This is a genomic window from Anaerosalibacter massiliensis (genome assembly GCF_024623155.1).
Classification (GTDB): domain Bacteria; phylum Bacillota; class Clostridia; order Tissierellales; family Sporanaerobacteraceae; genus Anaerosalibacter; species Anaerosalibacter massiliensis.
This window is the reverse complement of the sequence record NZ_JANJZL010000020.1, coordinates 1-21,807: the sequence shown is the minus strand read 5'-3', so window position 1 is coordinate 21,807 and position 21,807 is coordinate 1. Positions and strand designations below refer to the sequence as shown.

The 21,807-nt window shown below is 28.4% G+C and carries 24 protein-coding genes; 21 read left to right on the top strand and 3 right to left on the bottom strand.

Translation table 11 applies throughout. The features are described 5' to 3' along the window. Nucleotides 1-33 precede the first annotated feature (33 nt). From NSA23_RS15720 to NSA23_RS15710, 3 genes are read left to right on the top strand one after another with little or no spacing between them, the layout of a single operon-like run. Entirely contained in the window at nt 34-1,032 is a 999-nt protein-coding gene (locus NSA23_RS15720; protein ID WP_042683526.1) for an acyl-CoA dehydratase activase-related protein, read from the top strand. Then, nucleotides 1,004-2,113 (top strand): acyl-CoA dehydratase activase-related protein, encoded by a 1,110-nt coding sequence (locus NSA23_RS15715; protein ID WP_042683525.1) that lies wholly within the window; start codon nt 1,004-1,006, stop codon nt 2,111-2,113. The genes NSA23_RS15720 and NSA23_RS15715 overlap by 29 nt, the downstream gene beginning before the upstream one ends. Further along, nucleotides 2,088-3,065: an acyl-CoA dehydratase activase gene (locus tag NSA23_RS15710; RefSeq protein WP_042683524.1), complete on the top strand. Its 978-nt coding sequence runs from the start codon at nt 2,088-2,090 to the stop codon at nt 3,063-3,065. The genes NSA23_RS15715 and NSA23_RS15710 overlap by 26 nt, the downstream gene beginning before the upstream one ends. A gap of 65 nt (nt 3,066-3,130) precedes the next feature. On the opposite strand, the gene NSA23_RS15705 is transcribed toward NSA23_RS15710, so the two are convergent. Then, nucleotides 3,131-4,150, bottom strand: coding sequence for a hypothetical protein (locus NSA23_RS15705; protein WP_042683523.1), 1,020 nt, complete (start codon nt 4,148-4,150; stop codon nt 3,131-3,133). A 147-nt stretch (nt 4,151-4,297) separates the two neighbouring features. Here NSA23_RS15705 and NSA23_RS15700 point away from each other — a divergent pair, with 147 nt between their 5' ends. After that, on the top strand, nt 4,298-5,365 hold the full coding sequence (locus NSA23_RS15700) for a hypothetical protein (RefSeq protein ID WP_042683522.1): 1,068 nt from the start codon (nt 4,298-4,300) through the stop codon (nt 5,363-5,365). Nucleotides 5,366-5,544: 179 nt separating this feature from the next. On the opposite strand, the gene NSA23_RS15695 is transcribed toward NSA23_RS15700, so the two are convergent. Continuing rightward, complete coding sequence (locus NSA23_RS15695) at nt 5,545-6,552, bottom strand: asparaginase (protein WP_246119193.1); 1,008 nt, start codon at nt 6,550-6,552, stop codon at nt 5,545-5,547. 316 nt (nt 6,553-6,868) lie between these two features. Between NSA23_RS15695 and NSA23_RS15690 the strand changes: the two genes are divergently transcribed. The 17 genes from NSA23_RS15690 (at nt 6,869) to NSA23_RS15610 (ending at nt 20,847) form a co-directional block, all read left to right on the top strand. Next, complete coding sequence (locus NSA23_RS15690) at nt 6,869-7,480, top strand: lactate utilization protein (RefSeq protein WP_050069773.1); 612 nt, start codon at nt 6,869-6,871, stop codon at nt 7,478-7,480. Between the two features lie 18 nt (nt 7,481-7,498). Continuing rightward, nucleotides 7,499-8,656 (top strand): cysteine desulfurase family protein, encoded by a 1,158-nt coding sequence (locus NSA23_RS15685; RefSeq protein ID WP_042681076.1) that lies wholly within the window; start codon nt 7,499-7,501, stop codon nt 8,654-8,656. 5 nt (nt 8,657-8,661) lie between these two features. Then, nucleotides 8,662-9,834: a tRNA uracil 4-sulfurtransferase ThiI gene (thiI, locus tag NSA23_RS15680; RefSeq protein WP_042681074.1), complete on the top strand. Its 1,173-nt coding sequence runs from the start codon at nt 8,662-8,664 to the stop codon at nt 9,832-9,834. Nucleotides 9,835-9,942: 108 nt separating this feature from the next. Beyond that, the gene (locus NSA23_RS15675; protein ID WP_042681072.1) at nt 9,943-10,536 is read left to right on the top strand and encodes a TetR/AcrR family transcriptional regulator; all 594 of its coding nucleotides are present in this window, start codon (nt 9,943-9,945) and stop codon (nt 10,534-10,536) included. Nucleotides 10,537-10,556: 20 nt separating this feature from the next. Then, entirely contained in the window at nt 10,557-11,927 is a 1,371-nt protein-coding gene (locus NSA23_RS15670; RefSeq protein WP_042681070.1) for a radical SAM/SPASM domain-containing protein, read from the top strand. Between the two features lie 130 nt (nt 11,928-12,057). Next, nucleotides 12,058-12,612 (top strand): LemA family protein, encoded by a 555-nt coding sequence (locus tag NSA23_RS15665; RefSeq protein ID WP_042681067.1) that lies wholly within the window; start codon nt 12,058-12,060, stop codon nt 12,610-12,612. Nucleotides 12,613-12,626: 14 nt separating this feature from the next. Then, on the top strand, nt 12,627-13,397 hold the full coding sequence (locus NSA23_RS15660) for a TPM domain-containing protein (RefSeq protein ID WP_050069772.1): 771 nt from the start codon (nt 12,627-12,629) through the stop codon (nt 13,395-13,397). A gap of 209 nt (nt 13,398-13,606) precedes the next feature. Continuing rightward, nucleotides 13,607-14,146 carry a helix-turn-helix domain-containing protein gene (locus tag NSA23_RS15655; protein ID WP_042681065.1) on the top strand — a complete coding sequence of 180 codons (540 nt, stop codon included), beginning with the start codon at nt 13,607-13,609 and terminating at the stop codon, nt 14,144-14,146. A 21-nt stretch (nt 14,147-14,167) separates the two neighbouring features. Next, nucleotides 14,168-15,211: a spermidine/putrescine ABC transporter ATP-binding protein gene (potA, locus tag NSA23_RS15650; protein ID WP_042681063.1), complete on the top strand. Its 1,044-nt coding sequence runs from the start codon at nt 14,168-14,170 to the stop codon at nt 15,209-15,211. Beyond that, nucleotides 15,212-16,045: an ABC transporter permease gene (locus tag NSA23_RS15645; protein WP_257490755.1), complete on the top strand. Its 834-nt coding sequence runs from the start codon at nt 15,212-15,214 to the stop codon at nt 16,043-16,045. Continuing rightward, nucleotides 16,039-16,830, top strand: coding sequence for an ABC transporter permease (locus tag NSA23_RS15640; protein ID WP_042681061.1), 792 nt, complete (start codon nt 16,039-16,041; stop codon nt 16,828-16,830). The genes NSA23_RS15645 and NSA23_RS15640 overlap by 7 nt, the downstream gene beginning before the upstream one ends. A 5-nt stretch (nt 16,831-16,835) precedes the next feature. Then, nucleotides 16,836-17,873, top strand: a complete 1,038-nt coding sequence (locus NSA23_RS15635; protein WP_042681078.1) for an ABC transporter substrate-binding protein — start codon at nt 16,836-16,838, stop codon at nt 17,871-17,873. A gap of 101 nt (nt 17,874-17,974) precedes the next feature. Beyond that, complete coding sequence (locus NSA23_RS15630; protein WP_042681059.1) at nt 17,975-19,147, top strand: NAD(P)/FAD-dependent oxidoreductase; 1,173 nt, start codon at nt 17,975-17,977, stop codon at nt 19,145-19,147. A gap of 171 nt (nt 19,148-19,318) precedes the next feature. Beyond that, on the top strand, nt 19,319-19,660 hold the full coding sequence (locus NSA23_RS15625) for an MBL fold metallo-hydrolase RNA specificity domain-containing protein (protein ID WP_050069771.1): 342 nt from the start codon (nt 19,319-19,321) through the stop codon (nt 19,658-19,660). A gap of 151 nt (nt 19,661-19,811) precedes the next feature. Further along, nucleotides 19,812-19,967, top strand: coding sequence for a hypothetical protein (locus NSA23_RS15620; protein WP_246119192.1), 156 nt, complete (start codon nt 19,812-19,814; stop codon nt 19,965-19,967). Nucleotides 19,968-19,982: 15 nt separating this feature from the next. Then, complete coding sequence (locus tag NSA23_RS15615) at nt 19,983-20,390, top strand: hypothetical protein (RefSeq protein WP_257490754.1); 408 nt, start codon at nt 19,983-19,985, stop codon at nt 20,388-20,390. Between the two features lie 166 nt (nt 20,391-20,556). Further along, nucleotides 20,557-20,847: a hypothetical protein gene (locus NSA23_RS15610; RefSeq protein WP_042681055.1), complete on the top strand. Its 291-nt coding sequence runs from the start codon at nt 20,557-20,559 to the stop codon at nt 20,845-20,847. Nucleotides 20,848-20,871: 24 nt separating this feature from the next. Here NSA23_RS15610 and NSA23_RS15605 read toward each other — a convergent pair whose 3' ends face one another. Continuing rightward, nucleotides 20,872-21,537, bottom strand: a complete 666-nt coding sequence (locus tag NSA23_RS15605) for a class A sortase (protein ID WP_050069770.1) — start codon at nt 21,535-21,537, stop codon at nt 20,872-20,874. Nucleotides 21,538-21,807: the final 270 nt, after the last annotated feature.

The following is a 21,807-nucleotide window of genomic DNA, read 5'->3' as shown; positions in this document are numbered from 1 at the left end:
TAATATACTAATGATGATTGGAGGGATAATATTATGTGTAAAATTGGTATTCCTAGAGGAATGTTTTTTTATGATTATTATCCATTTTGGAAAGAATTTTTTGAAGGGCTTGGTATTGAAACAGTAGTATCTCCAAAGACTAATAAAGAAGTTTTAAATGCTGGGATTTTTTCTTGTGTAGATGAAGCTTGTTTACCAGTAAAAATATTTCATGGTCATGTAGAAAAATTAAGGGATAATGTTGATTATATATTTATACCTAGAATAATGAGTATAGAAAGGATGGAATATTGTTGTCCCAAAGTTTTAGGTCTTCCAGATATGGTTAAATATTCTGTTAAAAATGTACCTCAAATAATAGATACTAGGATAAATTTGAGAAAGTCTAATATTGGATATAAAAAATCAGTATATGAAACTGGTAAATATTTAGAAAAGGATTTATGGGAGATAAGAAGTTCTTATACCAAGGCAAAAAAATCCTATGAAAGGTATATATATTTATTAAATAAAGGGGTAGTACCTATAGAAGCAATCAAAATGTACAATAAGGCATTTAAGGATATAAATTATAGTTCTAGTAGTCATGAACTAACTATAATGATTTTAGGTCATCCTTATGTAGTATATGATGAATATTTAAATATGAACTTGATTTCTAAACTGATGAAAAATAATGTAAAAATTATTACCCCAGAAATGATAAGTAAAGAAGAAATAAATAAATATTCTAGTAAACTACCTAAAAGAATGTTTTGGACCCATGGGAAAAGAATAGTAGGTTCAGCTTTCAGTTTAATTGAGAAGAGAAAAATAGATGGAATTATTTATTTATCATCTTTTGGATGTGGAATGGATTCTATACTTATAGATTTGGTAGAGAGGAAAGCTATATCTAATGGAATGCCTTTCACATTATTGACCTTAGATGAACAGACAGGGGAAGCAGGTATAAATACTAGAATTGAAGCTTTTATAGATATGATGAAATGGAGGAATAAAGATGAAAATAACATTTCCGCATTTAGGTAATGTTTATATAGCTGGAAAAGCTTTTTTAGAAGAACTAGGCCAAGAAGTGATTCCACCTCCAAGATGTAGCAAGAGAACTCTTGAGTTAGGTACTAAATATTCTCCAGAAACTATGTGTTTGCCATTTAAAATAAATATAGGCAATTATATTGAAAGTATAGAAAAAGGTGCAGATACTATACTAATAACTGGTAGCTGTGGCCCTTGTAGATTTGGATACTATTCAGTACTAGAGCAGAGTATATTAGATGACTTAGGCTATGAAGTAGAATTTATAGTTTTTGATCCAATATATGAAGGAGTAAGAGAGCTTAAAAATAATATCTCTAGAGCTTTAAATGTAAAAAGTTATAGGAAGTTAATAAAAGCAGGAGATTTAGGATGGAAGCTTATAAAAAAATCAGACTATTTGACACAGCTTGCTAATGAAAAAAGAGCTTATGCTTTTAATAGTTATTTAGTAGATGAAATAATGGAGGATTATTATAAAAAAGTAGAAATTACTGTTGGTGGAGAGCCTATGTTAAAGCTTATGGACCAGGTGGAAGATTCTCTTAAAGCTGTAAAAATAGATAAAAATAAAAACCCTATAAAAGTAGGTATTATAGGAGAAATATATACTATTATTGAACCTTCTGTTAACTTGGAAATTGAAAGAAAACTAGGACACATGGGGGTACTTGTAGAAAAATCATTGACACCTACTAAATGGGTAGAGCACCATGTAAGCAATTTCCCTTTTGGTTCTAAAGAGGAAAATGAAAAGTACAAATTAGCGAAGCCTTATATACCTACTTTAGTAGGAGGACATGGAAGGGAAACAGTGGGAAGTGCTATATATTATGCTAAAAAAGGATTTGATGGAGTGATACAACTACTTCCTTTAAATTGTATGCCTGAAATAGTGGCTAAAAGTATTTTGCCTACAGTACAAAATGATTATAATATTCCAATAATGACATTAATAGTAGATGAAATGACAGGGGAAGCAGGCTATATGACTAGGTTAGAAGCCTTTGTAGATTTACTTGAAAGAAAAAGGGAGGAAAAGCAAAATGGCAGATTTTTACATGGGTGTTGATGTAGGTTCGGTGAGTACTAATATAGTTATTTTAGATGAAGAAGATAATATAGTATGGAAAAAATATTTGAGAACCCAAGGTAAACCAATTGATATATTAAAAGAAGGATTACATGATATAAGGAAAGAATTAGGTGACATTAATATAAGTGGAGTAGGCACAACCGGAAGTGGTAGACAATTAGCTGGTTTAATATTAGGTTCAGATGTAGTTAAAAATGAGATAACATGTCATGCAGTATCAGCTCTAGATTTTATGCCCAATATAAAAACTATAATTGAAATTGGTGGGCAAGATTCCAAAATAATTATTATTAGAGATGGTATAGTAGTTGATTTTGCTATGAATACAGTTTGTGCAGCAGGTACTGGTTCGTTTTTAGATAGGCAAGCTTTTAGATTGGGTGTGCCTATAGAACAGTTTGGAAAAACTGCACTAAGGTCTGATAATCCAGTTAGAATTGCAGGAAGATGTGCAGTATTTGCAGAGTCAGATATGATTCATAAACAACAACTTGGACATAACCAAGAGGATATAATATGGGGACTTTGTCAGGCATTAGTTAGGAATTATTTGAATAATGTAGGAAAAGGCAAGGAAATACTTGGTCCTATAGCTTTTCAAGGTGGAGTGGCAGCTAATGAAGGTATTAAAAGAGCATTTGAGGAGACTTTAAAACAGGAAGTATTTATTCCAGAAAATTTTGATGTTATGGGAGCAGTAGGTGTTTCATTATTGGCAAAAGCAGAAGCTAAAAGAAAAAAATCTACCAGTTTTAAAGGTCTAAATATTTCAGATATAAATTATAAAGTAAAGGGAATAGAATGTAATGATTGTGCAAATTTATGTGAGATAATTGAAATTCAAGAAGATCAAAATATATTAGCACGATATGGAGATAAATGCGGCAAATGGACAAATGCTATAAAAGATAAAACTAAATTAGCTTAGTTTAATTGATACCATATAAAAAACCCCAGTTTAAAGGAAAATTATCTTTTGAACTGGGGAATATTTTATTCTTCTTCAAATTCCTCATATTTTTCTAACTCATCAAATTTTTCATCTTCAATTTCTTCACTATTTATTTCTTCTTCAGAAGATTCTCTAATATCATCATAGTATCTATTAGATTCATCTATTTGTTTAGGGAATAGGCTTGGGAAAGTATTACAAATAGGAGAAATCTCTGGTGACAATACTGGGAATCCAGTAGATAGTACACAAAGTTGTACTGGAACTACTATTTTCTTTTCACAAGTTATACATATAGCTATAATTAAATTAACTTTAACTTTACCAGTACAAGGATCTATAATTATATCTCTCATAATACTATTAGTAGCAATTCTAGCTTCACAATTTACATTGCAGAACTCTGCAAATCTAGGTAAGAAAGCTGAATTAAATACTGATGGTATGCAAAGTTCAAAGAAATTAGTCATAACTATTGGATTAGTTACAGGTGCAATTGGAACTTTACTAGTTAAAGTTATTTTTTGTTTTCTTCTATGACCATCAGATACTAAAACATCAATTTCAACTATAACATCTCCAGATATTTTTACTGTTTGAGTACCAAAAATGGGTGTTCCTTTACTTTTTCTGTCACATTCTGAAGTATCTGCAAATATTAACTTTTCATCCTTTAGTCCACTAGGACCTACAACTTTAACTGGATTACCTTTTCCATCTTTGACAAAGCTTCCTCCAGATATAACTGTATCTGGATCTACTTTTAAATTACGTGGATCATTTATATTATCAGGATTGAAAAATTTTCTACATCTTACATCTAAAACTTTAACAATTCTTCCATTTTTACTTAAAGTTGGAGTGAAATGCTGATGAGTTATTGTTCTAAGAGCTTGAAGATTAACTAGTGTAGCATCATATACTTTCTGTATGAAAATAGGTTCAGTTCTAACTCTTCTTAAAGTACCATCCCATTCACAACCAGTATTACCCTTACAACATCTATCTGTAATTCCTAAATCTATAGAATCGGATTTTATATCTCTAAACTCAGAATTCATTGTTTTCCCCCTTTCACTAATATGAAATTCTCCTTTCAATGTTAATATATTCTTTTCAATAAAGAACTGTTACATTTTTTAGATGATTTGCATATTTAATTTAAATAGCAATAAATATATATAAAGAACTTTTTAGGTGGTGTAATCATGACCTTTTATAATGAAAAAATTTCCATAGCTAAAGATAGATTAGATAATATTTATATTTTCCAATCAAAAGATAGAAAAATAATATATAATTATTATAATAATATTACTAAAGATACAATTGAAAAGAAAATAACATCAGATGCTTTAGAAGAATATGATATAGCAATAGGAGAAGATGGATATATATATTTAGTTTATCAAAATAATTACAGAGATTTATTCTTAACAATTATATCTGAAGAAGAAATAGATTCCATATGTCTAACAATAGAACCAATACCCTATGTATATGACTTAACTCTTATATTAGATGGGGAAGAGATACATATATTTTATAATATACTATTAAGTGAAAAAGACAAAAAATATAGATTATATCATCATTATTATGATAATTATAATTGGTATACAAGCACTATAGATGAAATAAAAGTATCAAAAATACTAAATTTTTTTAATATAGAGTATTTAGAAGATGAAATAGCCATAATATATTATGATTTTTCTAATGTGGAAAATATATATATGAAAAAGTTTATAAATGGAGATGAAAAGTGGTCTGATAGAATAAAAATCAGCAATAATGATGAAGAAAAATTGTATATGGACAGTATATTAGTAAACAATGTTTTACATTTAACATATAGTCAGTATATTGAGAAGAATCTAGTTATAAAATATGAGAGATTTAATATATATGGAGATGAAGTAATAATGGAAAAAGAAATGGTATTGTCTAATGTAGAAAATTGTTCCTATCCCACTTTTGTTTATTTTGAGAATAAGTTGTGGTTAATATGGCTAGAATATGAAAATATTTTAAGTAGATATAGTGAAGATGGTGGTGAAAACTGGAGTCCTATATATCTTTGGAGGAAATCAAAAGAAGTTGATACTGTTAGATATAAATATTGTGAATATTTAGATGGAAAAAATAAAAAGAATTTTAATTATTATTTCGGAAAAATATACCCAGAAATTTCTTTTATAGGATTTGGACCTTTAGAAAACACTACAGAAATACCATTAAAAAAAAAGGGAAGCAATGTGATATACCAGTTTTAAAAGATATAAAAGAAGAAAATGAAGAAATAAAAAGAATAGAAAAAATAGAAGAAAAAATAGAAGAATTAATAGAAAAAGTAGATTATATAGAAGAATATTTAAATAGGAGGAGTAGAGGTTTTTATATGAGAAGCAAGGAAAGATAATAATATTATATAATATTATTATCTTTCCTTATTTTATAAAGAGTTATATTCATCTTTTTCAAATAAATTCCTTATAGTATCCATATTATTAGAAATACTTAAAGCTAACATTAATTTAATTCTAGCTTTTTGTCCCGGAAGATTTCCAGCAAATATGACTCCTATTTTTCTTAAATGTTTACCACCGCCTTCATATCCATATGTATCAAGTACTCTTCCAGTAGGGCATCTGGAAACTAGTACTATGGGAATATTTTTTTCAATGCTTTTTTTAATTCCATATATCATTTCAGGAGGTAAATTTCCTCTGCCTAATGCTTCAATTACTATACCTTTATATCCAGATTCTATGCAGAATTCTATAATATCTGAGTTCATCCCTGGTCCAGATTTCAAAAGAGCTACTTTTGTTTCAATGGTTTCAGTATCTATAAAATCTCTAGATACAATATCTCTGTAAAAAATTACTTCATCATTATCAACGATACCTAATGGACCAAATTCAGGAGATTTAAATGTATCTAAGGTTAAAGTATTAATCTTAGTTATTTCACTTGCAGCATTTACTTCATTATTCATAACAACTAAAACACCTTTATTTTTTGATTTTTCAGAGATGGCGGTACAAATAGCCGCTGCAAGATTTGACGAGCCATCATAACCCAACTCAGAACTATTTCTCATGGCTCCTACAACTACTATAGGTTTCTTGGATTTTATAGTCAAGTCTAAAATATAGGCTGTTTCTTCTAAAGTATCAGTTCCATGAGTAACTACAACCCCAGTGATGTCATCTCTTTCAATAGTTTCTTTAACTAATTTAGTTAAATCCATCATCATTTCTGGTGTAATATGAGGGCTAGGAAGATTTGAAAAGTTTATATTTTCTATTTCAGCAAATTTTTCAATATTAGTTACCATTGCCATTATTTCTTCACTAGATAGTGCAGGAATAGCAGCGTGAATCCGAGGATCTATTTTCATAGAAATAGTTCCGCCAGTAAAAATTACAGCTACTTTATTAGAACTCAATATTTTCACCCCTAATTAATATAATAATAATATTTTAACATAGATTGGAAACAAAAGAAAAGATAAAAAAAGAAGACTCCAAAAGGAGTCTTCACATCCACAAGGGATGTCCATAAAACCGTTCAAAAGGGGTATTGGGAATAGAGATCTTATTTGAGGTTACCAGGGGGATAACCACGTTAAGATTATAGCAAATTGCGACAAGTTTTGCAAGACCTTTTTCAAAAAAACTTTATTTTTTATTTGAAGATTGCATATGACTTTAATATAAGGTTAAAATCTTATATAATAAGGTTAAATTATCATTTAAAAAGGGGAGTTAAAGATGAGAAAAAATATAATAAATACAATTAAAAGTTTAAGAGAAAAAGGTTATAAAACAAAATTATATACAAATGTAGAAGATGCTAAAAAAGAATTAATTGAAAAAATTGATACCTCAGATACAGTGGGAATAGGCGGATCTATGACTGTTTTTGATATGAATATATATGAGGCTTTAATAGAGAAAAATGTAAAAACATATTGGCATTGGAAGGCTTCAAATGAAGAAGTGAAGGATATAAGAGATAAAGCAGATAGGGCAAATATTTATATTACAAGTACAAATGCTATAACTGAAGATGGAAAATTAGTAAATATGGATGGAGTAGGAAATAGAGTAGCCTCCATGTTCTATGGTCATGATAAAGTTTTTATTATAGTAGGAACTAATAAAATATGTAAAGACTATGAGACGGCTAAAGATAGAATAAGAAATGTAGCAGCACCTAAAAATACAGAAAGACTTGTATTAGATACTCCATGTAGACTTACAGGAAGGTGTTCAGATTGCAAATCCTCAGCAAGAATTTGTAATATAGAAACTATAATTCACAGAAAGCCAGCTGATGTGGATATGACTATTTTTCTTATTGATGAAGAATTAGGATACTAAACAATATGGGGTGATAAAGTGGAAGTATATCTAGACAATTGTGCTACAACTAAACCAAGGGAAGAGGTAATTGATGAAATAAATTTTATGCTAAAAAAATCTTATGGAAATCCATCTTCTCTTCATAGATTAGGTTTTAATGCTGAAAAAAAGGTGGAAGAATCAAGAGAAATAATATCTGGATTTTTAAATGTAAATAATGATGAAATATATTTTACATCTGGAGGGACAGAGAGCAATAATATTGCAATTCAAGGATTAGTAAATAAGAACAAAAAAAGAGGAAATCATATTATAACAACAGAAATTGAACATCCATCAGTTTTAAATATATTCAAATACTATGAGAGCAAAGGGTTTGATATAACCTATCTTAAAGTTGATAGGTTTGGATTTATAGATCTAAACGAGTTAGAGAAAAGTATAAAAGATTCTACTATATTAATATCTATAATGTTAGTTAATAATGAAATTGGAACTATAGAGCCAGTAGGAGAAATAAGGAAGATATTGGACAAAAAAGCTTCCAATGCATATATTCATCTAGATGGAATACAAGCATTGGGGAAAATCCCACTAGAACTAAATAAATGGAGTATAGATACTTTTTCATTTAGTGGCCATAAAATTCATGGACCAAAAGGTATAGGAGGACTTTATATAAGAAAGGGTACTAATATATCTCCTATTATATATGGAGGTAATCAAGAAAGAGAAATTCGTTCAGGTACAGAAAATACATTAGGAATTGTAGGAATGGGAAAAGCAGTAGAGATTGTAAAAAATAATTTTAATAAAGAAAACAAATATGTTAGAGAGTTAAAAAATTATATGCATGAAAAAATAATGACTAATATACCTGAAATTAAGGTTAATAGCTTATTAGATGAAAGTTTTTCTCCTTATATACTAAATATATCTTTTTTAGGTGTTAGAGGAGAGGTATTGCTTCATTATTTAGAGAATAAGGGAATATATGTTTCTACTGGTTCCGCATGTTCTTCCCATGGAAAAGGTAAAAGTCATGTATTAAAGGCTATAGGATTAAATAATAATGAGATTGAAGGAGCTATAAGATTTAGTCTTTCCCATTTGAATACTAAAAATGATATAAACTATGTAGTAGAAGAATTGAAAAAATCAGTAGAAGATATTAGACAAATTACTATGAGGTGATTTTTATGGATAAGGTGATAAGTGTAAGCTTAGGAGAAATAGCCTTAAAAGGTTTAAATAGAGGATATTTTGAAGGAAAATTAATAAGACAAATAAAAAATATGACTAAAAATTTAGGAGCTCCTAATATATACAAAGGGCAGGGAAAAATATATATAGAAGCAGATGAAGTCTATTTTGAACAAATAATAAATAAACTTAAAAAAGTTTTTGGTATAGTATATATAAGTCCTTGTATAAGAATTGAGAAAGATTTTGAGAGTATAGAAAAAGGTGCTATAAATGCATTTAAGGAAGTCTTAGAAAGAGAAAATATAAAAACTTTTAAAGTGGAAACCAGAAGAGTAGATAAAAACTACCCTTTTAAATCACCAGAAATATCTAGAAGAATTGGAGGTACTATATTAAAAAATTTCCAAGATATAAAAGTAGATGTGCATAATCCGGAAGTATATCTGTATATAGATATAAAGGACAAATGTTATATTTATACAGAAAAAATAAAAGCTTATGGTGGTTTACCTATAGGGACTAATGGGGAAGGATTGTTGTTATTATCTGGAGGAATAGATAGTCCTGTAGCTGGTTTTATGATGGCAAAAAGAGGCGTGAAACTAAATGCTATACATTTTCATAGTTATCCATTTACAAGTGAAAGGGCTGAAGAAAAAGTAAAGAATCTAGCAACTATAATGACAAGGTATTGTGGAAATATACTTTTTTATAGCATAAATATTTTAGATATACAAAAAGAAATAAATGCAAAATGTCCAGAAGATGAAATGACTATATTATCTAGAAGATTTATGATGAGAATATCTGAAAAAATAGCTGAAAAGAAAAATATAAATGCATTAATAACAGGTGAAAACTTAGGTCAAGTAGCTAGTCAAACTATTCAAGGAATTCATGTGGTAAATTCATCTGTAAAAATGCCAATACTGAGGCCTTTAATTGGATTTGATAAGGTTCAAATCATAGATATTGCTAAGGAAATTGAAACTTATGAAACATCTATTCTACCATATGAAGATTGTTGTACTGTATTTTTGCCAAAACATCCAGTGACTAGGCCAAAATTAGGAGATATAGAAGAATCAGAGAAGAATTTAGATATAGAATTTTTAGTGAATAGAGTTATTGAAAATATGGAATACTCTGTAATAAGGGGTAAATAAAATAGCAGCTTATGGAAGAAAGTTTAATTTTTTATTGACAACAGTGTCTATTATGATAAAATTAGATAGACAGGAGTGTCAGAAAAAGAAAGGAGGATCAAATACCATTTGCCAAAAATTGTAGATTATGAAACTAAGAAGCAAGAAATTATAGAAAAAGCTAAAGAAGTTTTTGCAAAAAGAGGATATTATAATACAAATTTAGCACATATATCTAGCAGATGTGGCATGGGAAGAACTACTATATACCAGTATTTTAAAAATAAAGATGAAATATTTTACTATTCAGTAGAAGATATACTAATTGATTTGCAGGAGAAAGTAGAAGCTATTATAGAAAATGATAATTTAACATTTATAGAAAAATTAAAAAAGCTAGTATTTGAATTAACTAGTGAATATGAACAGAATTATATATTTGTTTTATTGGCAGAAATATGGATTATTTTAAAAAGGGAAAATAATGAACTTTTAAGTAGGTTAAGAGACTATACTGAAGGATTAAAGAACTCTATCAATAAATTGATAGTTCAAGGTATTGAAGCTAAAGAAATCAAAAGTATTGATAGTGAAGGCATGGCTGATACTATTTATTCTTTTATAGAATCTTTTACAGTCCAATCAGCCTTTAATAACGATATAAATATGCAAAAAAAGTTGAATTCAGTTAATCTCTTAATAGATGGCCTTAGAGCACACTAAATAGTAGGGGGGGAGTTATCATGGCTAGTGTAAAAAAAATTGTTAGCACTGCTTTGATGAATGAAGGTGTAAAATATATAGAGAAAAATCCAATGGAAAATATGCCTAAATTGTTAGATTGGTCAGAAAAATTAATAACTAGAGAAAACCATAAAAGATATCTACAGAATTTCAGAGATATAATAAGTGATCCAGATAATAATTGGTATAAATTAATGGAAAGATATTTTGATGAATTGTCACCAAATACAAGAAAGAAATTCTTAATTAACTATATGGTGAACTCTGGGATTGTTGGCATACCTATTCAAGATAAAATGGAGAAAAAATATAATTGCAATGTACCATGGGCTATACTAATGGATCCTACTAGTGCATGTAATTTAAAATGTACCGGATGCTGGGCGGCAGAATATGAAAAAACAGATTCTCTAAGCTATGATACTTTGGATAGGATCATTAAAGAAGGAAAAGAAATTGGTATATATATGTATATATTCTCAGGTGGAGAACCTTTAGTAAGAAAAGATGATTTAATAAAATTAGCTGAGAAACATAGCGATTGTTCTTTCCTATCATTTACTAATGCAACTCTTGTAGATGAGGAATTTGCTAAAAAATTAGGAGAACTTGGAAACTTTGGTCTTGCAATAAGTGTTGAAGGTTTTGAAAAAGAAACAGATATGAGAAGAGGAGACGGAACTTTTAACCATGTAATGGAAGCTATGGATCTTCTTAAAAAAGAAGGAGTAGTGTTTGGATTTTCCACATGTTATCATAAGTATAATACAGATGCAGTTGGCTCAGAGGAGTACCTAGATTTCTTGATAGATAAAGGTTGTATGTTTGGATGGTACTTTACTTATATACCAATAGGAAAAGACGCAGTAACAGATTTAATAGCTACACCAGAACAACGTAAATTTATGTATGATCAAGTTAGAAACTTTAGAAAAGAAAAACCAATATTTGCATTAGATTTCTGGAATGATGGAGAATATGTTAATGGATGTATTGCTGGAGGTAAAAATTATCTTCATATAAATTCTAGTGGAGATGTAGAACCATGTGCCTTTATTCATTATTCAAATGTGAATATTAAAGATGTAAGTTTAATAGAAGCATTACAATCACCATTATTTAAACAATATAAAGAGAATCAACCTTTTAATAAAAATCATCTAAGACCTTGTCCATTATTAGATAATCCAGAAAAATTAAGAGAGATGGTTAAAAAATCTGACGCTTATTCTACTCAACCAATAGATAGGGAAGAAGTTGAAGATTTAACTGCTAAAACAGAAGAAATATCAAAGGAATGGGCAAAAACCGCTGATGAATTATGGGAGAAATCCCAAGAAGAAAAATCTAAAAAGAAAGTTCATGCTTAAAAACAAAAGAAGATAAGCTGGATATCCAGCTTATCTTTTCGTTTTCAGTATAAAATCTATTCATGTTTTTATAGAAAAAATCATGGTATTATAGTATCATATATATGAATACTATTTGAGGAGGATATTGATGGAAAGAAAAAAGTTAGTAACTATTGCAATAATAGCTATCGTTATAATAATGTTGGTAACTTCTTATAATAAGCTTAATACAATGGATGAAAAGGTAGACAGTTCATGGGCACAAGTAGAAAATGTGCTTAAAAGAAGAGCTGATTTGATACCAAACTTAGTAAATACTGTAAAAGGTTATGCCAAGCATGAAAAAGAAGTGTTGACAAGTATAACTGAAGCAAGGAGCAAATTCAATTCTGCAAACTCTCCTGGAGAATATGCAGATGCTAATACAGAACTAAACAATGCTTTAACTAAATTATATGCAGTTGTAGAAAACTATCCTGAACTTAAGGCAAATGAAAATTTTTTAAATCTCCAAGATGAATTATCAGGTACAGAAAATAGGATAGCTACAGAACGTGGGAGATATAATGAATCAGTCAAAGAATATAATACTACAATTAGAAGATTTCCAACTAATATTTTAGCAAGATTATTTGGTTTTGAAAAAAGAGAGTATTTTAAAATAAGCCCAGAGGACTCAAAAGCACCAGATGTAAATTTTTAATTAGGGTGAATTAGATGGAAAAAAGAAGGAGATTTTTATTTATAATATTGTTATCTCTATTATTATCTTATAGTATTGCGTGGTCTGATATTCAACTACCAGAGCCTTCAAAGGAGTTTTATGTATATGATGCTGCTAATCTAATAGATAATGAAGTGGAAAATTATATAATAAAAACTAATGAAGTACTCTATGAAAAAACTGATGCTCAAGTAGTAGTAGCTACTATTGAAAACTTAAATGATTTAGATATTAAAGAGTATGCTAATTTATTGTTTGAGAAATGGAGTATAGGAAGTAGTGAATTTGATAATGGTGTTCTAATATTAATAGCACCTAATGAGAAAAAAATATGGATAGAAATAGGATATGGACTTGAAGGAGCATTACCAGATGGAAAAGTAGGAAGAATTATAGATAAAAATATTTCTCCATATTTTAAAGAAGAAAACTATTCAGAAGGAGTACTCCAAGGATTTAATTCTATATTAGATTCTATAGAAGAAGAATATAGTATAGATTTAGGACGAGGAAATATTAGTGAAAATTTTAGTCATGATTATAATGAAAAAAACAGGAGTTTCAATATATTTGATAAATTTAAAAAGATATTAGTAGCCATTGGCATAATAATATTTTTGTTTATAGATTTTAGATTTTTTAATGGCTGGCTAACTTATAGTATTTTAGGAAGTATTAGATTTGGCGGGGGTTCTAATAATGATCATGACAATAAAGGTGGCGGCGGTTCCTCTGGAGGGGGAGGAGCTGGTAGAGGTTGGTAGTTATATTAAGAATCAATATAAATAAGAGAGCTATTCATAAGGGTATACCCTTATGAATAGCTCTCTTATTTATATACTAAATTATATGATTTTTGAAATAAAAACTATTGACTTTTATATATAGTATTGACTATAATGAAATAGTTAAAAAGTTTAGTAATTATAAACTTAAAGTTTAATATACAATGAATATTGTTAGGAGGCTATTTGTGGACATTGGCGAGAAAATTAAAAGATTAAGAGTTAAAAACTCATTGACTCAAGAAGAATTAGCAGATAGATCTGAGTTGACAAAAGGTTTCATTTCTCAGGTAGAAAGAAATTTAACTTCTCCATCTATTGCAACTTTAGTAGATATATTAGATGGACTTGGAACAAATTTAAAAGATTTTTTCAATGATATTGAAGAGGAGAAAATAGTGTTTTCTAAAGAAGATGCATTTATTAGTCAAAATGAAGATTATGGATATACTTTAAAATGGGTAGTTCCAAATGCTCAAAAAAATTTAATGGAACCAATAGTTATTGAACTAGAACCTGAAGGCAGATCAAAGGAAGATTCTCCTCATGAGGGAGAAGAGTTTGGATATGTGATTTCAGGAATCATAAATGTTTGTATAGGCAGTGAAACACATAGAGTGAGAAAAGGTGAAAGCTTTTATTTTAAAGCTAATGCCAATCATTATATATCAAATAGAGGAAAAACTATTGCAAGAGTACTTTGGGTTAGTACACCACCAAGTTTTTAAAATGAAGTAGGGGGGATTATTTTGGAAAAAAACATAATAATAGATTTAAAAAATATATATAAAGAATATGATGAGCTAGAAGTTTTAAAAAATATAAATCTCTATATAAGGAAAAATGAATTTTTAACATTATTAGGTCCTAGTGGCTGTGGAAAAACTACTACTTTAAGAATTATTGGTGGTTTTGAACAACCTACTATTGGAGAAGTTGTTTTTGAAGGTAAAAATATTACTGACATACCACCTTATGAGAGACAAATAAATACAGTTTTTCAGAAATATGCCCTATTTCCTCATATGAATGTATTTGAAAATATAGCTTTTGGATTAAAAATAAAGAAAATCCCAAAACTTGAAATTAAAGAAAGAGTAGAAAATATACTTAAAACTATTAATCTTGTAGGGTTTGAAAATAGGTCTATTGATTCACTAAGTGGAGGTCAACAGCAGAGAGTTGCTATTGCAAGAGCTCTTGTCAATAAACCAAAAGTATTATTATTAGATGAACCTTTAGGTGCATTGGATTTAAAATTGAGAAAAGAAATGCAAATGGAGTTAAAAAACATGCAAAAAAGTCTAGGAATTACTTTTATATATGTTACTCATGATCAAGAAGAAGCACTAACTATGTCAGATACTATAGCAGTAATGGATAATGGAGAGATACAACAAATAGGTACACCAGTTGATATATATAATGAGCCTAAAAATGCCTTTGTAGCAAAATTTATAGGAGAAAGCAATATAATAGATGGAATAATGCACAAAGATTTTATTGTAGAATTTGAAAATATTATATTTGATTGTGTAGATAGTGGGTTTGAAGAAAATGAAGAGATAGATGTAGTTATTAGACCAGAAGATTTAGTTATTGAAAAATCTGATGAGGCAAAATTGAAAGGAAAAGTCACATCTGTTACTTTTAAAGGGGTTCATTATGAAATTTTAGTTGAAAGTGAAAATTTCTTATGGAAGGTTCATAGTACAAATATGACGCCAGTAGGTACTTTAGTAGGACTTTCTGTTTTGCCAGAGAATATTCATGTAATGAAGAAGGTGAGATAGGTGAAATTAAAATGGACTTCATATCCTTATATAGTATGGATGATAATTTTTATAGTAATTCCTTTAGTGTTAATTTTATTTTTTAGTATAACTTCAGGAGATGTATTTAAAATAGGAGAGTTTCAATTTACATTAGATAACTTTAAAAGGTTTATGAATCCTACATATTTAAAAGTATTAGGAAGATCTATTAACCTTGCTTTAAAATCTACATTAATTTGTTTTTTATTAGGTTATCCTATGGCTATGATCATATCAAGGGAGAAAATAAAAAAGAGAAATGCAATGATACTCCTTTTTATTCTGCCTATGTGGATGAATTTTTTACTTAGAACCTATGCATGGCTAACCTTATTAGGAAGAAATGGACTTATAAATTATATTATAAAAAAATTAGGTTTTGCACCTTTAAGTTTAATATATAATGACAAGGCAATACTATTGGGAATGATATACAACTTTTTACCTTTTATGGTATTGCCTATTTATTCAATTTTAATTAAAATTGATAAAAGTTTAATAGAAGCTGCTGAAGATTTAGGTGCTAGTAAATTAGAAGTTTTCACAAAAATAATATTTCCACTAAGTATACCTGGTATTGTCTCAGGATTTACTATGGTATTTATGCCAGCAGTAAGCACTTTTGTTATCACTAGTTTATTAGGTGGTGGAAAGTATATGCTTATTGGAAATTTAGTTGAACAACAATTTCTATGGTCAGGAGATTGGAATTTTGGCTCTGCTATATCCATAGTTATGATGATATTTATACTTATTTCTATGGGTATAATGACAAAGTTTGATGGAGATAGAAAAGGAGGCGGCCTATGGTAAATAAATCTCTAAAGAAAATTTATACAACTTTAATATTTTTATTTTTATATGCTCCCATTATCATACTTATTATATTTTCTTTTAATAGTTCAAAATCTAGAGGTGTATGGACTGGTTTTACCTTTAAGTGGTATGTAGAACTTTTTAAAAATGAAGAAGTTCTTACAGCCCTCTATTATACAGTTCTAATAGCAATACTATCTTCATTGATTTCAACTATAATAGGCACTTTTGCAGCTATAGGAATATATAATATGAACTATTTGGGAAAAAAGATAGTTTTGAATTTAAATTATTTACCTATATTAAACCCAGATATAGTTACTGCAGTATCTTTAATGACATTATTTAGATTTGCAAATATTGAATTTGGATTCCTTACTATGCTATTAGCACATATAACTTTTAATATACCTTATGTCATATTATCTATATTACCTAAACTTAAACAGTTAAATAGGCATTTAGCTGAGGCTGCAATGGACTTAGGAGCTACTCCTTTTTATGCATTGAGAAAAGTTATTATACCAGAGATAATGCCGGGAATAGTGACAGGAGCATTAATTGCTTTCACACTTTCTATAGATGATTTTGTTATTAGTTTTTTTACAACAGGACCGCAAGTTACAAATTTAAGTATTACAGTATATTCTATGGCTAGAAGGGGAATTAATCCAGTTATCAATGCATTATCTACTTTAATGTTTTTAAGTGTATTAGGATTATTAATTATAATAAATAAGAGAACTTCTAAAGATATGAAAAGTAGAGGTGATCTTATATGATGAAATTGAAGAAAATAATACTAATACTATTTACAATATCTATAATAAGTCTTGTATTTACAGGATGTAAAGAAAACAGAACTGTTTTAAATATATATAATTGGGGAGATTATATAGACCCTACTGTGATTGAGGACTTTGAAAATGAATATGGTATAAAAGTAAATTATAGTACTTTTGCTACTAATGAGGATATGTATGTGAAACTTAAATCAGGTGCAGGAAATTATGATATAGCATTTCCCTCTGACTATATGATTGAAAGAATGATAAATGAAGATATGTTGTATGAATTAGACAAAAATAATATCCCTAATTTTAAAAATATAGATGAAAGATTTACAGATTTATCTTTTGATCCAGGAAATAAATATTCAGTTCCTTATTTATGGGGAACAGTAGGTATACTTTATAATAAAAATGTAGTTAAAGAAAAGGTAAATAGTTGGCGGATACTATGGGATAAAAAGTATAAAGACGAAATAATTATGTTAGATAGTCAAAGAGATTCTATAGGCGTAGCACTTAAGAAATTAGGTTATTCTATGAATAGTAGAAATATAGGAGAATTGGAGAAAGCTAAAAAAGAACTGATAAGACAAAAACCTTTAGTATATACTTATGTAATAGATGAAGTTAAAGATTTGATGGTAGCAGAAGAAGCTGATCTAGCTGTAGTATGGTCTGGAGATGCTACAGCTGCAATTAGAGATAATAAGGATTTAGAATATATAATTCCTAAAGAAGGTTCAAATATCTGGTTTGACAATATAGTGATACCAAAAACTTCTAGAAATAAAAAGGAAGCAGAATTATTTATTGATTTTATGTGTAGACCAGATATAGCAGTAAGAAATACTGATTATATTGGATATTCAACGGCAAATAAAGAGGCTATAAAGAAGTTGCCAGAAGATATTAAAAATAGTAAAGTAGCTTATCCTAGTAATGAAGAGCTAGATAGATGTGAAATTTTTAAAGATCCATCAGACTTTATTACACAATACGATATAATATGGACGGAGATAAAAGCAGAGTATTAGTATTTACTATGCTATTAATAAAATTAGATTTTGTGTAATAAAATTATTTTAGGGTAACAATTAACTAGTTAGATATTTAACATTAGTGAGGAGATGGTCTTATGGATATAAAAAAAGTTGATTATTTGATTATAGGAAATGGAATTGCAGGTTTGGCAGCGGCAGAAGAAATAAGAAAGAATGATGATAGAGGGACTATTACTATAGTGTCTAATGAACCTTATTGTACTTATTATAGAGTAAAGCTTACTGAATGTTTATGCAAAGAAGTTGAAGATGAAGATATTTTAGTTAAAAAAGAAGAATGGTATAAAGAAAAGAATATTGAAGTAATATTAAATAAAATAGTTGAAGAAATAGATGTAAATAATAACATAATAAAAATAGATGATGGAAGAAAGGTACAATATGGAAAGCTACTATTAGCTACAGGAAGTAGGCCCTTCATACCTCCGGTAGCAGGTAAGTATAAAAGAGGGGTATTTGCCCTTAGAACATTTAACGATTTAAGGTATATCCAAAATTATTTTTCAAACTGTAAGAAAATTACTATCATTGGTGGAGGACTTTTAGGCCTCGAGGCAGCTTGGTCTATAAAACAATTAGGTAAAGAGGTAGATATTATAGAACATTCTACTTATCTACTTGGAAGACAATTAGATGAAGAAATTTCTAGAAAACTAGAACAAAAGTTAAGAAATACTGGATTCAATCTCTATTTAGATTCTGCAGCTGAAGAAATATTGGGGGAAGATGTGGCTACAGGTATAAAACTAAATGAAGATAGGAAGATTTCTACAGATGCTATATTGTTTTCATCAGGTATAAGATCAAATTTAGATTTAGTCAGAGATACTAATATAGAGTTTAACAGAGGAATACTAGTAGATAAATATTTAAAAACCAATATAGATAATATATATGCTGCGGGAGATGTAGCGGAAGTTGAAGGGGTAGTATTAGGACTTTGGACTGCTGGAAATGAACAAGGGAAAATTGTTGGGGGGAATATGACAGGAAATATGAAAGAATACATATCTCCAACACCTTTTACTACTTTAAGAATTGGTGATATATCCTTATTTTCTGCAGGTAATGTAAAAGAATTTGATAAAGTTTACGAGCATAAAGATGGAGAAAATATACATCATAAGGTATTTGTTACTAATGGAAAAGTTACAGGAGTTATACTATTTGGAGAACTATCCAAAATGATTAAAGCAAAAAAAGCAGTAATGGAAGGTATGGATATAGAGAAATATCTTGAAAAATAATATTAAAAGAAGACCCTAGAATTTTCTAGGGTCTTCTTTTAATATAAAACTATACTTTTTGTAGAATAATCAGATATAATATTAATATAAGTATCTTTATGGGGGAATTTTAATGGAGATAATCCTTTCCAATTTGATAATTTGCATTATATAAAAAGTTAAGAGGAATCTATGAGGCTTAACCATTACACTTTTCCAAAAGTAATTATATCATCAAGTGGGATGTGTACAGTTGGAAGGATTCGTCATCATCTAAAACATAATTTATGGCAAAGTAGAAATAGTTTGGTTTTTGTAGGATATCAGGTAGAGGGAACTTTAAGAAGAAAGATATTAGATGGAATAAAAAAGACTAAGATTTTAGGTGAGGATATAGTCATAGAATCTGAAATACATGATTTAAAAGGTTTTTCAGGTCATGCAGATCAAAAATTTTTACTTAATTGGATAAGTAAATTTAAAAAGAAACCAAAAAAAAGTTTTTATAGTTCATGGAGAAGAGAAATCTTCTAAGGAATTTGCAAAATTAATTAAAGAAAATTTTAAACTTGAAATTATAATACCGAATATTGGAGATGCTTTTGAAGTAAAGGAAAGTTTAGTTCAAATCCATACTGGTGAGGCATTAGAACCTATTAAGCAAAAAGAAGACATAGAAAAAGAGTTGCAAGAAGTATATGACCAATTTGAATCAATTATATACAGGATCGATGAATTAATAGAACCAGAATTTTTAGAAAAAGAATATAATAAATTAAAAAATGATTTGTTAGAATTACAACAAAAGCTTATGGATGTAAATATGTTAATTGGCAAATGATAAAGGAGCGATTTAATGGGACAGAAAAATAAGAAGAAGTTTAAAAAATTAGAGTTTGTTATAAGCAATGTTATAATGTGGCTAGAATTAGGTCTTGCACTTTTTATATTAGCAGCAGTTGTAATAAGCTGTAAAGACATGTTATCATTAATATATAAAATATTTGCGACAGAAGCCTTAGGCTCTTATGAAATCTTACAAGGGTTTCTTTCCCATATACTTCTATTAGTAGTAGGACTTGAACTGGCTCTCATGCTTATTAAGCATCATCCAGGGAGTGTACTGGAAGTTATGCTATATGCAATTTCAAGGAAAATGCTTATAAGTTCATCTACAACTTTGGAAATGCTTTTAGGAGTAATAGCTTTAGGAATAATATTTTTTATAGATAAATATTTACACGTGAAAAATTTGGAGGATTGATGAATAGTATAGGCTGAGGCTTATATTTAAATATATTATAATTTGAAAAAAGGAAGAAATAATATAAAAGAACTAGGGAAATAAACTACCCTAGTTTTTTTAATAGGATATAAATTAAAATTTTTGCATATAGATATAGAAGATAGTAGTGGAAAGGGGGGTTTGTATGTATGATAATTTTATGACACCTGATACATTAAGTACCTTTGCGGGGTTAGTAGCTGCAGTATCTATTATAGTCCAGTTTACAAAACCACTCATAAAAAAGAATTTTGTTGATGGAGCTGTAAGAATTTACACATTTATTATTTCTATTATTTTAACATTTATTTTTGCTAGAACTGGAGAAGGAATTCAAGGTGTACTTCTCACAACAATAAATTCAATCCTAATTACTATGACATCAATGGGAATGTATGAAACTATAGCTGATCCAAAAGCACAAAAAAGCAAATAGTATAATTATATAGATAGTTTAGTTTTAATTAGTAATATATTTATCATTAAAAGGATATTTATCAACTAATTCTCCTAAAGCAAAAAATCTTTTTCCAGTTTTAGAAGAATGATAACAGGTCATTAAAGAAATTATTGGTTTACCTTTTTCTTCAGATTTATAATCATCAAGCATGTCCATAGCGTTGTCAGGAACTACAATGGTGTCATATATTTTATATTCATATATATAATTTTTATCTGATATAATAACTTTGGTTCCTATTTTTATATCCATAAGGCTACCAAATAATAAATTCTTGTTCTTCATATTATGACCTGCTAAGGGATAATTTCCTTTTCCCATTGATTGTTCAGGCTTCATAGTAGCAGCTCCAGATATAAGATTGGCATCTGTTAAGCCTTTAAATATTGGAAGTTCAATTCCTAAATCAGGAACTATTAATACTCCTATTACAAGATCCTTATTATAATTCATTGTGCCATTTATAACAGCTTTTATATTTACATCTTCTACACTAGAGAAATCAAAATCTGCCTCTTTTTTATTATTTTCACTCATATTTTTTTCTGTTATTTCATCTAAAGAGGCGGATTTATTATGGTATTTTATTATTTGTTCTGTTAAAAAAGGGGTCAATATTAAAATAATACCAACTATAATTAAAATAATAGATAATGTTTTTTTCAATTTTTTAACCTCCAAATAAAAAATTATGATTCCAATAATAGAATAAATCACATTTTGCTAATATAATAAATATGCCCTTAAAATAATATTTTAATTTGAAAAAGGAGTTTAAGCTTAAAAGCCTAAACTCCTTTTTAGTATTCTGGTGCCGAAGGAGCGACCCTATAACTATTCGCACCACTTTGTGGTGCTCTTACAAAAAAATCTATTTCATAAGTTTCCTCATATATTCTTATTTCTCTAACAAATGAAGAAACAATCTTTTTTAAA

What these genes read in the sequence shown, in the direction of transcription:
- NSA23_RS15665 (WP_042681067.1), top strand. Translation starts at nt 12,058, where the DNA reads ATGGAAAGAAAAAAGTTAGTAACTATTGCAATAATAGCTATCGTTATA.
- NSA23_RS15705 (WP_042683523.1), bottom strand. Translation starts at nt 4,150, where the DNA reads ATGAATTCTGAGTTTAGAGATATAAAATCCGATTCTATAGATTTAGGA.
- NSA23_RS15630 (WP_042681059.1), top strand. Translation starts at nt 17,975, where the DNA reads ATGGATATAAAAAAAGTTGATTATTTGATTATAGGAAATGGAATTGCA.
- NSA23_RS15720 (WP_042683526.1), top strand. Translation starts at nt 34, where the DNA reads ATGTGTAAAATTGGTATTCCTAGAGGAATGTTTTTTTATGATTATTAT.
- NSA23_RS15700 (WP_042683522.1), top strand. Translation starts at nt 4,298, where the DNA reads ATGACCTTTTATAATGAAAAAATTTCCATAGCTAAAGATAGATTAGAT.
- NSA23_RS15660 (WP_050069772.1), top strand. Translation starts at nt 12,627, where the DNA reads ATGGAAAAAAGAAGGAGATTTTTATTTATAATATTGTTATCTCTATTA.
- NSA23_RS15640 (WP_042681061.1), top strand. Translation starts at nt 16,039, where the DNA reads ATGGTAAATAAATCTCTAAAGAAAATTTATACAACTTTAATATTTTTA.
- thiI (WP_042681074.1), top strand. Translation starts at nt 8,662, where the DNA reads ATGGATAAGGTGATAAGTGTAAGCTTAGGAGAAATAGCCTTAAAAGGT.
- NSA23_RS15670 (WP_042681070.1), top strand. Translation starts at nt 10,557, where the DNA reads ATGGCTAGTGTAAAAAAAATTGTTAGCACTGCTTTGATGAATGAAGGT.
- NSA23_RS15690 (WP_050069773.1), top strand. Translation starts at nt 6,869, where the DNA reads ATGAGAAAAAATATAATAAATACAATTAAAAGTTTAAGAGAAAAAGGT.
- NSA23_RS15715 (WP_042683525.1), top strand. Translation starts at nt 1,004, where the DNA reads ATGAAAATAACATTTCCGCATTTAGGTAATGTTTATATAGCTGGAAAA.
- NSA23_RS15710 (WP_042683524.1), top strand. Translation starts at nt 2,088, where the DNA reads ATGGCAGATTTTTACATGGGTGTTGATGTAGGTTCGGTGAGTACTAAT.
- NSA23_RS15615 (WP_257490754.1), top strand. Translation starts at nt 19,983, where the DNA reads ATGGGACAGAAAAATAAGAAGAAGTTTAAAAAATTAGAGTTTGTTATA.
- NSA23_RS15625 (WP_050069771.1), top strand. Translation starts at nt 19,319, where the DNA reads ATGAGGCTTAACCATTACACTTTTCCAAAAGTAATTATATCATCAAGT.
- NSA23_RS15610 (WP_042681055.1), top strand. Translation starts at nt 20,557, where the DNA reads ATGTATGATAATTTTATGACACCTGATACATTAAGTACCTTTGCGGGG.